Source organism: Serratia sp. CY81684 (genome assembly GCF_052166595.1).
GTDB lineage: Bacteria > Pseudomonadota > Gammaproteobacteria > Enterobacterales > Enterobacteriaceae > Serratia > Serratia nematodiphila.
Genome location: NZ_JBJNOO010000005.1, coordinates 63,708 through 76,627 on the forward strand (window position 1 = coordinate 63,708; position 12,920 = coordinate 76,627).

The 12,920-nt window shown below is 59.7% G+C and carries 9 protein-coding genes; 4 read left to right on the plus strand and 5 right to left on the minus strand.

The annotated features are described in order from the left end of the window. The first annotated feature begins 257 nt into the window (after nt 1-257). From ACJ8QF_RS18365 to ACJ8QF_RS18380, 4 genes are all read left to right on the plus strand, one after another. Entirely contained in the window at nt 258-1,598 is a 1,341-nt protein-coding gene (locus tag ACJ8QF_RS18365; RefSeq protein WP_442537742.1) for an MFS transporter, read from the plus strand. 375 nt (nt 1,599-1,973) lie between these two features. Beyond that, the gene (gene hutU, locus ACJ8QF_RS18370; protein WP_025159649.1) at nt 1,974-3,665 is read left to right on the plus strand and encodes a urocanate hydratase; all 1,692 of its coding nucleotides are present in this window, start codon (nt 1,974-1,976) and stop codon (nt 3,663-3,665) included. After that, nucleotides 3,662-5,197, plus strand: coding sequence for a histidine ammonia-lyase (hutH, locus tag ACJ8QF_RS18375; protein ID WP_004932653.1), 1,536 nt, complete (start codon nt 3,662-3,664; stop codon nt 5,195-5,197). The genes hutU and hutH overlap by 4 nt, the downstream gene beginning before the upstream one ends. Before the next feature lie 102 nt (nt 5,198-5,299). Further along, complete coding sequence (locus ACJ8QF_RS18380) at nt 5,300-6,694, plus strand: amino acid permease (RefSeq protein ID WP_015376675.1); 1,395 nt, start codon at nt 5,300-5,302, stop codon at nt 6,692-6,694. Between the two features lie 37 nt (nt 6,695-6,731). Here the strand turns inward: ACJ8QF_RS18380 and ACJ8QF_RS18385 are convergent, their stop codons facing one another. The 5 genes from ACJ8QF_RS18385 to pyrG form a co-directional block, all read right to left on the minus strand. Next, on the minus strand, nt 6,732-7,928 hold the full coding sequence (locus ACJ8QF_RS18385) for a methionine gamma-lyase (protein ID WP_442537743.1): 1,197 nt from the start codon (nt 7,926-7,928) through the stop codon (nt 6,732-6,734). Between the two features lie 30 nt (nt 7,929-7,958). Continuing rightward, nucleotides 7,959-8,363 (minus strand): hypothetical protein, encoded by a 405-nt coding sequence (locus ACJ8QF_RS18390; protein WP_197753559.1) that lies wholly within the window; start codon nt 8,361-8,363, stop codon nt 7,959-7,961. Beyond that, nucleotides 8,360-9,550, minus strand: coding sequence for an NAD(P)/FAD-dependent oxidoreductase (locus ACJ8QF_RS18395; protein ID WP_442537834.1), 1,191 nt, complete (start codon nt 9,548-9,550; stop codon nt 8,360-8,362). Before ACJ8QF_RS18395 ends, ACJ8QF_RS18390 begins: the two co-directional genes overlap by 4 nt. 297 nt (nt 9,551-9,847) lie before the next feature. Beyond that, a complete protein-coding gene (eno, locus tag ACJ8QF_RS18400; protein ID WP_004932670.1) occupies nt 9,848-11,143 on the minus strand; it encodes a phosphopyruvate hydratase in 1,296 nt (431 codons plus the stop codon). 81 nt (nt 11,144-11,224) lie between these two features. Next, nucleotides 11,225-12,862 (minus strand): glutamine hydrolyzing CTP synthase, encoded by a 1,638-nt coding sequence (pyrG, locus tag ACJ8QF_RS18405; protein WP_004932674.1) that lies wholly within the window; start codon nt 12,860-12,862, stop codon nt 11,225-11,227. Nucleotides 12,863-12,920: the final 58 nt, after the last annotated feature.

The following is a 12,920-nucleotide window of genomic DNA, read 5'->3' on the forward strand; positions in this document are numbered from 1 at the left end:
AAAGTGTATTAAATTTTTTCCTCGGCGCCGCCGTCAGCATATCTCACCGCCAATGGCGTTCATTTAATTTGTTAACCGGCCTTAGGCCTTTCATCCGCGGTGCAAGCTGCTCCACAGAAAACAACACGCAGTTAACAAATAAGATAATTATATTTGACATAAAGCGCCGACGCGCAGATGTATATACAAGCAAACACAAGCCGGGCGACAGTTCCGGCCACGTTCCATCACGACTACATCTGCGTTTAGAGGGTGCCATGACTCATTCCACCAGCGAGTTAAACATTCAACAGGCCATCGACGACAGCAAGTTTTCGCTGTTTCACTGGACACTGATCATTCTCGGATTCCTGATCCTCGCCATCGACGGTTTCGATACCGCCGCCATGGGCTATATCGCCCCCTCGGTCGCCAAAGACTGGGGCATCATGAAGCAAGATCTGGGGCCGGTGCTGAGCGCCGCGCTGCTGGGGCTGTCGCTCGGCGCGCTGATAGCCGGGCCAATCTCCGACCGCATCGGCCGCAAGCGCGTGCTGGTGTTTTCCTGCCTGTTCTTCGGCCTGTCGAGCCTGGCCACCGCCTACGCCGGCTCGCTCAATAGCCTGACGCTGTGGCGTTTCCTCACCGGCCTCGGGCTGGGAGCGGCGATGCCCAACGCTATCACGCTGATCTCCGAATACGCGCCGCAGCGCTGCCGTTCGCTGGCGATCAACACCATGTATTGCGGCTTTCCGCTGGGCGCGGCCGGCGGCGGCGCCATTTCATCGTGGCTGATCCCGAGCTACGGCTGGCACAGCGTGCTGTTGCTCGGCGCCATTGCGCCGCTGGCGTTGACGGTGTTGCTGATCCTGCTGCTGCCGGAATCGGTCAAGTATATGGTTAACCGTGGGCAGGAGGCTGCGAAGATCAAACGCATCGCGCAACGCTTCGTCAGCCAGAGCCTCGACGGCGTGACGCGTTTCTACCTGTATGAAGAGAAGCTGACGCAGGCCAAGACCAGCGTCGGGCTGCTGTTCAGTCGCCCTTACCTGCTCGGCACGCTGATGCTGTGGGTGACCTACTTCATGGGGCTGGTGATCTACTACGTGTTGCTGAGCTGGATGCCGATCCTGATGCAGGGCTTGGGCTATCAGCTGGAACAGTCGGCGATGCTCACCTCGCTGTTCACCTTCGGCGGCACGCTGGGCATCCTGGTGGCCGGCTGGCTGATGGATCGCTGGAATGCGCATAAGGTGGTCTCGAGCGGCTTTGTCGTCACCGCCCTGCTGATCGTGGCGATGGCCACCGAAGACAAGCAGATCGTGCTGCTGGGCGCCTTCATCTTCCTGATGGGCGTCACCATGAACGGCGCGCAGTCCGGCCTGCAAACGCTGGCGGCCACCTTCTACCCGACCCACAGCCGCGCCACCGGCATCGCCTGGATGCAGGGCATCGGCCGCTTCGGCGGCGTCGCCGGCACCATGATGGGCGCCCAACTGCTGGCGATGCAGTGGGAAGTGCAGAGCATCCTGATGTTCCTGTGCGTACCGGCTCTGATCGCCGCCATCGCCACGGTGTGCAAGATGAGCCGCAAGCCGATGCTGCAACCGGCTGCCTGAGCCTGGCAAGCCCGCCCACGGCGGGCTTTCTTCCCGCGGTGATAGGGCTTGTTTATCCTCCGCCGCCAACTGTAATCAGTCTGTAAAAATATTGTGACTAGCCGCCCAAAAATGAGTCAATTTTAATTCATTTTTGCCGAACAGCTCACTTTTCTCCGGCTTTCCGTATCTGAGACCGGCGATAAAAAATCGCATATCAGCCTGATATAAAAAGAAAATAACTTTTTCTTATGCCACTTTTCAGCGGCAACTGGTCAGTGTTGCATATGCTTGTACATACAAGTATATGTTAATAAGCCCTACGCATTGTTATGCCGTGGTACTCATCCCCACCGCGGCATGGAATCTGCACCGATACTGTTTGAGGAAAATGCTGTGACTACAAATAACAAAGTTCGCAATGTCGATGTACGCGCGCCACGCGGCACACAATTAAACGCAAAAAGCTGGCTGACCGAAGCGCCGTTACGCATGCTGATGAACAACCTCGATCCTGAAGTTGCGGAGAACCCACACGAGCTGGTGGTGTACGGCGGCATCGGCCGCGCCGCGCGCGACTGGGATTGCTACGACAAGATCGTCGAAACCCTGAAAACGCTGGAAGAAGACGAAACCCTGCTGGTGCAGTCCGGCAAGCCGGTCGGCGTATTCAAAACCCACAGCAACGCGCCACGCGTGCTGATCGCCAACTCCAACCTGGTGCCGCACTGGGCGACCTGGGAACACTTCAACGAACTGGACGCCAAAGGCCTGGCCATGTACGGCCAGATGACCGCCGGCAGCTGGATCTACATCGGCAGCCAGGGCATCGTTCAGGGCACCTATGAGACCTTCGTCGAAGCGGGCCGCCAGCACTACGACGGCAGTCTGCAGGGGCGCTGGGTGCTGACCGCCGGTCTGGGCGGCATGGGCGGCGCGCAGCCGCTGGCCGCCACGCTGGCGGGCGCCTGCTCGCTGAACATCGAATGTCAGCAGAGCCGCATCGATTTCCGTCTGAAAACCCGCTACGTCGATGAGCAGGCCAAAGATTTGGACGACGCGCTGGCCCGCATCAAAAAATACACCTCAGAAGGCAAAGCCATCTCCATCGCCCTGTGCGGCAACGCGGCGGAAATCCTGCCTGAGCTGGTGCGCCGCGGCGTGCGCCCGGACATGGTCACCGACCAGACCAGCGCCCACGACCCGCTGAACGGCTACCTGCCGAAGGGCTGGAGCTGGGAAGAGTATCGCCAGCGCGCACAGACCGAGCCGGCTAAAGTGGTCGCCGCCGCCAAACAGTCGATGGCCGATCACGTCAAAGCCATGCTGGCGTTCCAGCAGATGGGCGTGCCGACCTTCGACTACGGCAACAACATTCGCCAGATGGCGAAAGAAACCGGCGTCGACAACGCCTTCGACTTCCCAGGCTTCGTGCCGGCCTACATCCGTCCGCTGTTCTGCCGCGGCATCGGGCCGTTCCGCTGGGCGGCCCTGTCCGGCGATCCGCAGGACATCTACAAAACCGACGCCATGGTGAAAGAGCTGATCCCGGATGACGAACACCTGCACCGCTGGCTGGACATGGCGCGCGAGCGCATCAGCTTCCAGGGCCTGCCGGCGCGCATCTGCTGGGTTGGCCTCGGCCAGCGCGCCAAGCTGGGCCTGGCGTTCAACGAGATGGTGCGCCGCGGCGAACTGTCCGCCCCGATCGTCATCGGCCGCGACCACCTGGATTCCGGCTCCGTTTCCAGCCCGAACCGTGAAACCGAAGCGATGAAAGACGGCTCAGATGCGGTCTCCGACTGGCCGCTGCTGAACGCCCTGCTGAACACCGCCAGCGGCGCCACCTGGGTTTCCCTGCACCACGGCGGCGGCGTCGGCATGGGCTTCTCCCAACACTCCGGCATGGTGATCGTCTGCGACGGCACCGATGAGGCCGCCGAGCGCATCGCCCGCGTGCTGCACAATGACCCGGCTACCGGGGTCATGCGTCACGCCGACGCCGGCTACGATATCGCTATCGACTGCGCCCGCGAGCAAGGCCTGAACCTGCCAATGGTTGCCGCCACCCAAGGAGAAAAAGCATGAAAGCGCTGACTATTCGCCCAGGCAAACTGACGCTGGCCCAGCTACGCGACGTCTATCAACATCCGGTGACGCTGACGCTGGACGACAACGCCTACGGCCCTATCCAGCAGAGCGTGGCCTGCGTGGAACGCATCGTTGAAGAAAACCGCACCACTTACGGCATCAACACCGGATTTGGCCTGCTGGCTTCGACGCGCATCGCCCGCGACGATCTGGAAAATCTGCAGCGCTCGATCGTGCTGTCACACGCCGCCGGCGTGGGCGAGCCGACCGACGACAATCTGGTGCGCCTGATCATGGTGCTGAAGATCAACAGCCTGTCGCGCGGCTTCTCCGGCATTCGCCTGGAAGTTATCCAGGCGCTGATCGCGCTGGTCAACGCCGAAGTCTATCCGCATATTCCGCTGAAAGGCTCGGTCGGCGCTTCCGGCGATCTGGCGCCGCTGGCGCACATGAGCCTGGTGCTGCTGGGCGAAGGCCAGGCGCGCCATCAGGGCCAATGGTTGCCGGCGACCGAAGCGCTGGCCAAGGCCGGCCTGAAACCGCTGACGCTGGCGGCGAAAGAGGGCCTGGCATTGCTGAACGGCACACAAGTCTCCGCCGCCTTCGCGCTGCGCGGCCTGTTCGATGCGGAAGACCTGTTCGCCGCCGCCACCGTGGCGGGCAGCCTGACGGTGGAAGCGGCGCTGGGCTCTCGCAGCCCGTTCGATGCGCGTATCCACGAGGTGCGCGGCCAGCGCGGCCAGATCGACGCCGCCCTCGCCTACCGCCACCTGCTCGGCGCGCGCAGCGAAGTCTCCGACTCGCACCGCAACTGTGAAAAAGTGCAGGATCCTTACTCCCTGCGCTGCCAGCCGCAGGTCATGGGCGCCTGCCTGACGCAGATCCGTCAGGCCGCCGAGGTGCTGGAGATCGAAGCCAACGCCGTCTCCGATAACCCGTTGGTGTTCGCCGAACAGGGCGACGTGCTGTCCGGCGGCAACTTCCACGCCGAACCGGTGGCGATGGCCGCCGATAACCTGGCGCTGGCATTCGCCGAAATCGGTTCGCTGTCCGAACGCCGCATCTCGCTGATGATGGACAAACACATGTCGCAGCTGCCGCCGTTCCTGGTGGAGAACGGCGGCGTGAACTCCGGCTTCATGATCGCTCAGGTCACCGCCGCAGCGCTGGCCAGCGAAAACAAAGCGCTGGCGCATCCATCAAGCGTCGACAGCATTCCGACCTCCGCCAACCAGGAGGACCACGTTTCCATGGCGCCGGCCGCCGGCCGCCGCCTGTGGAACATGGCGGACAACGTGCGCGGTATTCTGGCGGTCGAGTGGCTGGCCGCCTGCCAGGGCCTGGATTTCCGCAACGGCCTGAAGACCTCGGAAGGTCTGGAGCAGGCGCGCCGTCTGCTGCGCGAGCATGTCAGTTTCTACGACAAGGATCGTTTCTTCGCCCCCGACATTGAAGCCGCCAGCCAACTCTTGGCGGCCGGTCACCTGACATCGCTGCTGCCTGCGGCGCTGCTGCCTAGCCAGGCATAATCATCACATACTGAATCACGCAGTTTGTTCTGCCCCGCCGGGTGCGTTCCACCCGGCGCGGGCAGCGCGTGCCTGTTCGGCAAACACTTAACGGGAAGCAACATGCGTAACGAAACGACACAACTCAGACGCGGACTAAACGCGCGGCATATCCGTTTCATGGCTCTCGGCTCGGCGATCGGCACCGGCCTGTTCTACGGCTCCGCCGGCGCCATCCAGCTGGCCGGCCCGGCGGTGCTGCTGGCCTACCTGGTGGGCGGCGCGGCGGTATTCATGGTGATGCGCGCGCTGGGCGAAATGGCGGTGCACCAGCCGGTTTCCGGCTCGTTCGGCCACTACGCCAGCCACTATCTCGGCCCGCTGGCCGGGTTCCTTACCGGCTGGACCTACACCTTTGAAATGGTGATCGTCGCCCTGGCGGACGTCACTGCCTTCGGCATCTATATGGGGCTGTGGTTCCCGGACGTCGCCCAGTGGGTCTGGGTGCTCAGCATCATCCTGTTTATCGGCGCGCTCAACCTGTGCAGCGTCAAGGTTTTCGGCGAGCTGGAGTTCTGGCTGTCGCTGGTCAAGGTCGCCGCCATCGTGGCGATGATCGTCGGCGGTGCGGCGGTGATGCTGTTCGGTTTCGGGCAAGCCCAGCACGCCACCGGCATCAGCAACCTGTGGCAGCACGGCGGCTTTATGCCTAACGGCATCGGCGGCGTGGTCGCGTCATTAGCGGTGGTGATGTTCGCCTTCGGCGGCATCGAGATCATCGGCATCACCGCCAGCGAGGCGAAAGACCCCGCCAAAGTGCTGCCGAAGGCGATCAACGCCGTGCCGGTGCGCATCCTGCTGTTTTACGTGCTGACGCTGACGGTGCTGATGGCGATCTATCCGTGGAACAGCATCGGCCAGAACGGCAGCCCGTTCGTTGAGATCTTCAGCAACCTCGGCATCAGCTCCGCCGCCAACGTGCTGAACGTGGTGGTGATCACCGCGGCCATTTCGGCCATCAACAGCGACATCTTCGGCGCCGGCCGCATGATGTACGGCATGGCGCAGGACGGCCAGGCGCCGCGCAGCTTCACCAAACTGACCGCCAGCGGCGTGCCGTGGATGACGGTGCTGGTGATGTCGGTCGCCCTGCTGCTGGCGGTGGTGCTCAACTACCTGATCCCGGAGAAGGTCTTCATGATCATCGCCTCAATCGCTACCTTCGCCACCGTCTGGGTGTGGCTGATGATCCTGCTGTCGCAGATCGTCATGCGCCGCACGCTGTCGCCGGAAGAAACCCGTCAGTTGAGCTTCCCGGTGCCGTGGTGGCCGGTGGCGCCGGCATTGGCGACCGCCTTTATGGCGTTCGTCATCGGCCTGCTCGGCTACTTCGAAGAGAGCCGCATCGCCCTGTATGTCGGGCTGGTGTGGATCGCGTTCCTCACCGCAGCTTACTGGCTGTGGGTGCGCAAAAAAGGCGGCGGTTCGCCGGTGACCACAGCGACGCAACAGATGTAACGCTCGCTTCGGCTAAAACCCGCTGCGGCGGGTTTTTTTATTGCGCCTGCGCCAGCGCTTGCAGGATATCCGCCTGCAGATCGTCAAACGCCTCCAGTCCGGCGGACAGCCGCACCAGCCCCTCGCTGATGTGGTGCCGTTTCCGCTCTTCCGGCGTGTAGGCCGAGTGCGTCATGCTGGCCGGGTGTTGCGCCAGGCTTTCGCAATCGCCCAGGCTGACCGCGCGCAAGATGAGCTGCAGCGCGTTGAGGAAGCGAATACCCGTGCGCAGGCCACCCCGCAGCTCAAACGCCAGCATGCCACCGGGGCGCGCCATTTGCCGCTGCGCCAACGCATACTGCGGGAAGTTCGCCAGGCCGGGGTAATACACCCGCTCGACCGCCGGATGCTCCGCCAACATCTCCGCCAGGCGCTGCGCGTTATCGCAATGACGATCCATGCGCAGCGGCAGGGTTTTCATCCCGCGCAGCACCAGCGCGGCATCTTGCGCCGACAGTACCGCCCCATTCATGTCCTTTAGCCCCTCCAGACGGATCGCCTCGGCCAACGCCTGACGCGTCACCGCTATCCCGGCCAGGAGATCGCCGTGCCCGCCGAGGTACTTGGTCGCCGAGTGCACCACGATATCGGCGCCTAACGCCAAAGGCCGCTGCAGATAGGGCGTGCAATAGGTGTTGTCCACCAGCAACAGCGCCTGATGCCGATGGGCGATCTCCGCCACGGCGGCGATATCGATCAAACGCATATTGGGATTGGCCGGCGTTTCGCAATACACCAGGCGGGTACGCGGTCCAATGGCCGCCGCCAACCGCTCCGGCCGGGTCAAATCAACGTGGGTTATCTTGACGCCAAAGCGCGCCAGACCATGATGAAAGTAGCTGAAGGTGCAACCATAGACGGTTTCGTCGACAATCAGCTCATCACCCGGTCTGAGCAGCGTCCAGCAACACGCGGTGATCGCCCCCATGCCGGAAGCGAACGCCACCGCCGCCTCCCCCTCCTCCAGGTTGGCGATGCGTTGCTCGAGCAGGTTTAACGTCGGGTTGGCGATGCGCGAGTAAAAGTACCCCGGCTCGGTGCCGGCAAAGCAGGCGCCGCCGTATTCCGCCGTGGGAAAAGCAAACGTAGAGCTCATAAACACCGGTGGGGACAGTGCCCCCCAATACAACTGAGGATCGTAGCCGTAATGAATAGCCCGGGTGGCAAAGTCGTGGCCAACTGCTGTAGCGGACATAACACAACTCCTTACCTGAGTGGGTGAAGCTTAATTCGACGATTCATCTGGCAGGGCTGACGGCAACGCGCTGTCTCGCGTGCGCCGGCCGATGATTTGTAAAGTACGCAGCAGCAACGTTAACCCCAGCAGGGTATCCGGCTGTTTCAGCAAGGCGTACAGCGTGCGAAAACTGGCCGCGGGCGGATTCAACTGCAGCTCGCTGTGCGCCATCTGCAGCGCCGTTCCGCCTTCCCAACCGATAGTCACCAAGCCTTCAAAGACGCCTGCCAGTTTCTCCACCAGCGCGTTGTCGGCGATGTCCACCACGTCCGACAACAGCGACAACAGATCGACCACGTTATCCAACCGGCCGCTCGCCAGCAGCGGCTGCAGTTTCTCGAGCAACGCCGCCAATGATTGCAGGTCAGCCGCATGCACCGTGCTTTCCGTCATATCAGCCCCCTTACCGTGGCCCAGTAAAGGCCGCGGTTAAACCCGTTGCGCAGCATGCCGCCCGCCTTGGTGGCTGGCGTCGGCAGTACGTCGTGACGATAGTCGTACACCAGCGGCATGCCGGCATTCAGCCCCATTTGCGCGACCGCCTGCACCTTGCCGTCATAATGGCTCACGGCTTGGCCCAGCCGCATTTCCGCCACGATGTTGTCGGCAATGACCGGCGCCTGATTATGGCAAGAGCCGCCGGCCTTGCTGACCGGCAAATCCACAGTATCGCCTATGACATACACGCCCTGTTGGCCGTAGACCTGCAGCGTTTGATGATCGGTCGGCAGCCAGCCTTCACCGTTTTGACTCTCGCTCAACCCGGTATTGCGCACCGCCTCGACTGCGCGAATCGGCGGCGTTGCCATCAGAATATCGAACGGCTGCTCTTCCCCCTCAGCGGAATAGGCGATGTTACGTTGGGCGTCTACCCGGCTGAGGGTAAACCCACGCTGGTGGAGAATGTCACGTGCGGCAAAAATGGCGGGCAGCGCTTCGCCGGTCGGGCGCTGTAAAAACAGGCAGTTACGCAAGAGTTGAGAAATGGTCGGATAGGTGTACACAATCTCCACCGCCTTGCGCACGCCGCGCCGCCGCAGGTAGTCATCCAGCATCAGGGTGGTTTCGATCGGGGCGATGCCGCACTGGTGGGGCACGTTGGGCGTTTCAGGGAAGGACACGGTGATGAAAATGCGGCCTTTCTCGATCGTCGCCAATTTATGCGCTAACCGCCTGGCGGCCTGATACTGGTAAAAATGATCGCCCGCCTGCGCCAATCCTTCGATGCGCTCTGGCCAGGGTACGCAGCCGGTGGCGAAAACCAGAAAATCATAGGAATAAAATTTACCGCTTTGCGTCGCTATACTTCGCTGTTTTAAATCGAAAGATTCTGCTTTATCAATAATAAACTGTATTTCGGGCCGCAATAAACTCCGCTGTGAGCGCGTGAGCTCTTGCTTGAAAAAAGTATTGAATGCCACATACATAAACGCCGGTTTGTAATAATGCAGCGGTGAATCCGATATCATTAATAACTCGACTTTATTATTAATAATTTCCCGGTGCAATTTTGCGGCCAATAAATTGGCCAGGATAGTGCCGCCGGTTCCGCCGCCGACAATGATGATTCGTTGTCGCATCAAGCCCTCGCTCAACCGGCCAGCAAGCCGGCAGTATTAAGGTATGGTGATGTTCAAGGTCTACGGCAGAACGGCGAAAATAAACTGCCTTATTGGCAGTCTAGTAACGAATAGTTATAAAGCAAATAAAATGGGAATATAAAATAAGCGCGTTTACTATCTTTAATGAAATTATCGGGTTAAACAAAACCACGCTTTCAATAAAAAACTTATTATTAAAATGACAATCATCACGAATTTAAAACATAAAAAAACCCGCCGCGGCGGGTTTTTATTTAGCAACCGAATCGGTCGAACTTACTGGCCTTTAACTTCTTTCAGGCCGTTGAACGGCGCACGGTCACCCAGCGCTTCTTCGATACGGATCAGTTGGTTGTACTTGGCAACGCGGTCAGAACGGCTCATGGAACCGGTTTTGATCTGGCCAGCCGCAGTCCCTACCGCCAGGTCAGCGATGGTCGCGTCTTCGGTTTCACCGGAACGGTGAGAGATCACCGCAGTGTAACCGGCGTCTTTCGCCATCTTGATAGCTGCCAGGGTTTCGGTCAGAGAACCGATCTGGTTGAACTTGATCAGGATGGAGTTAGCGATGCCTTTCTCGATGCCTTCTTTCAGGATCTTGGTGTTGGTCACGAACAGATCGTCGCCAACCAGCTGGATTTTGTCGCCCAGTACTTTGGTCTGGTAAGCGAAGCCCGCCCAGTCGGATTCATCCAGGCCGTCTTCGATAGACACGATTGGGTACTGTTTGGTCAGCTCTTCCAGGAAGTGAGTGAACTCTTCGGAAGTGAAGGCTTTGTTACCTTCGCCGGCCAGCACGTATTTACCGTCTTTGTAGAATTCGGAAGCCGCGCAGTCCATCGCCAGAGTAACGTCTTTGCCCAGCTCGTAGCCCGCCGCTTTTACCGCTTCAGCGATAACCGCCAGCGCTTCGGCGTTGGAACCCAGGTTTGGCGCATAGCCGCCTTCGTCGCCCACGGCGGTGTTCATGCCTTTGGCTTTCAGAACTTTAGCCAGGTGGTGGAACACTTCAGAACCGATGCGCACCGCTTCTTTCAGGGTCTTCGCGCCAACCGGCTGAATCATGAATTCCTGAATGTCGACGTTGTTGTCAGCGTGCTCGCCGCCGTTGATGATGTTCATCATCGGCAGTGGCATGGAGAATTTGCCTGGGGTGCCGTTCAGTTCAGCGATGTGCTCGTACAGCGGCATACCTTTAGAGGCTGCGGCCGCTTTCGCTGCTGCCAGGGAAACCGCCAGAATGGCGTTGGCGCCGAAGTTGGATTTGTTTTCGGTGCCGTCCAGCTCGATCATGATCTTGTCGATGTTCGCCTGGTCTTTGGCATCTTTACCCAGTACTGCCTGAGCAATCGGACCGTTTACTGCAGCAACGGCTTTCAGTACGCCTTTACCCAGGAAACGAGACTTGTCACCGTCACGCAGTTCCAGCGCTTCGCGGGAACCGGTAGAAGCACCTGACGGCGCAGCAGCCAGGCCGACGAAACCGCCTTCCAGATGAACTTCGGCTTCAACAGTCGGGTTACCGCGGGAGTCGATGATTTCACGACCGATGACTTTAACGATTTTGGACATTAGGTTTTCCTCAGTACAAGTTAAACTAAAACTCCAGACAAACAGCGCGCGGTTCTCACCGCGCGCCGCCTACCAAATATGTTATTTCACCTGGCGCTTCTGATGCTCGCCTGCGGCTTTCACGAAGCCGGCGAACAGCGGATGCCCATCACGCGGCGTAGACGTAAATTCCGGGTGGAACTGACAGGCTACAAACCACGGGTGATTCGGCAGTTCAATGATCTCAACCAGCTTGTTGTCGGCGGAACGACCGGCGACACGCAGCCCTGCGGCTTCGATCTGCTTCAACAGCATGTTGTTAACTTCGTAACGGTGACGGTGACGCTCGACAATGGTCGGTTCGCCGTACAGCTGACGCACCAGGCTGTTGTCACTCAGGTTGCACTGTTGGCCACCTACGCGCATCGTGCCGCCCAAATCGCTTTCTTCACTGCGCACTTCGACGTTGCCGTCTTCGTCGCGCCATTCGGTGATCAACGCCACCACCGGGTACTTACAGTCTGGCATAAACTCGGTGGAGTTGGCGTTTTCCATCCCCGCCACGTTGCGAGCGAACTCCATCAACGCCACCTGCATGCCCAGGCAAATGCCCAGGTAAGGAATGTTGTTCTCGCGCGCATAGCGTGCGGTCATCACTTTGCCTTCCACGCCGCGATAGCCAAAGCCGCCCGGGATCAGGATCGCGTCCAGCCCTTTCAGCACTTCCACGCCGCGGGTTTCCACGTCCTGCGAGTCGATCAGCTTGATGTTCACGGTCAGACGGTTTTTCAGCCCGCCGTGCTTCAGCGCTTCAATCACCGACTTGTAGGCGTCCGGCAGCTCAACGTATTTGCCGACCATACCGATGGTCACTTCGCCGCCCGGATTGGCTTCTTCGTAGATCACCTGTTCCCATTCGGCCAGGTTGGCTTCCGGCGCGTTCAGGCTGAATCGTTTACAAATATAATCGTCCAGCCCCTGAGATTTCAATAGGCCTGGGATTTTATAAATAGAATCAACGTCTTTCAGAGAGATAACCGCTTTTTCCGGCACGTTGCAGAAAAGCGCGATTTTAGCGCGTTCGTTAGCAGGAACCGCGCGATCGGAGCGGCAAATCAGCACATCAGGCTGAATACCGATGGAAAGCAGCTCTTTTACGGAATGCTGGGTCGGCTTGGTTTTCACTTCGCCGGCCGCCGCCATGTACGGCACCAGCGTCAAGTGCATGTACAGCGTGTGCTCGCGGCCCACTTCCACCGCCATCTGACGGATGGCTTCGAGGAACGGCAGCGATTCGATATCGCCGACGGTGCCGCCGATTTCCACCAGCACCACATCGTGGCCTTCGCCGCCTTCGATGATGCGCTCTTTGATCGCGTTGGTGATGTGCGGAATGACCTGCACGGTCGCGCCCAGATAGTCGCCGCGGCGTTCTTTACGCAGCACGTCGGAGTAGATGCGGCCGGTGGTGAAGTTGTTGCGACGCGACATTTTGGTGCGGATGAAGCGCTCGTAGTGACCCAAATCCAGATCGGTTTCTGCGCCGTCTTCGGTGACGAAAACTTCCCCATGCTGAATCGGGCTCATGGTGCCCGGATCCACGTTGATGTACGGGTCCAGTTTCATGATGGTAACGTTGAGGCCACGGGCTTCAAGAATAGCCGCCAGAGAGGCTGCGGCAATGCCTTTACCCAGAGAGGATACGACCCCGCCGGTCACAAAAATATAATTAGTTGTCATGCTGAACCTGAGAGTTTAGGTTTAAAGACGATGGAAGAACCAGGACGGGAAAGTAGTA

Bases quoted from the DNA above. Each gene is read 5' to 3' on its own strand.
- ACJ8QF_RS18365 (WP_442537742.1), top strand. From the start codon at position 258: ATGACTCATTCCACCAGCGAGTTAAACATTCAACAGGCCATCGACGAC.
- hutH (WP_004932653.1), top strand. From the start codon at position 3,662: ATGAAAGCGCTGACTATTCGCCCAGGCAAACTGACGCTGGCCCAGCTA.
- ACJ8QF_RS18380 (WP_015376675.1), top strand. From the start codon at position 5,300: ATGCGTAACGAAACGACACAACTCAGACGCGGACTAAACGCGCGGCAT.
- ACJ8QF_RS18385 (WP_442537743.1), bottom strand. From the start codon at position 7,928: ATGTCCGCTACAGCAGTTGGCCACGACTTTGCCACCCGGGCTATTCAT.
- ACJ8QF_RS18390 (WP_197753559.1), bottom strand. From the start codon at position 8,363: ATGACGGAAAGCACGGTGCATGCGGCTGACCTGCAATCATTGGCGGCG.
- ACJ8QF_RS18395 (WP_442537834.1), bottom strand. From the start codon at position 9,550: ATGCGACAACGAATCATCATTGTCGGCGGCGGAACCGGCGGCACTATC.
- eno (WP_004932670.1), bottom strand. From the start codon at position 11,143: ATGTCCAAAATCGTTAAAGTCATCGGTCGTGAAATCATCGACTCCCGC.
- pyrG (WP_004932674.1), bottom strand. From the start codon at position 12,862: ATGACAACTAATTATATTTTTGTGACCGGCGGGGTCGTATCCTCTCTG.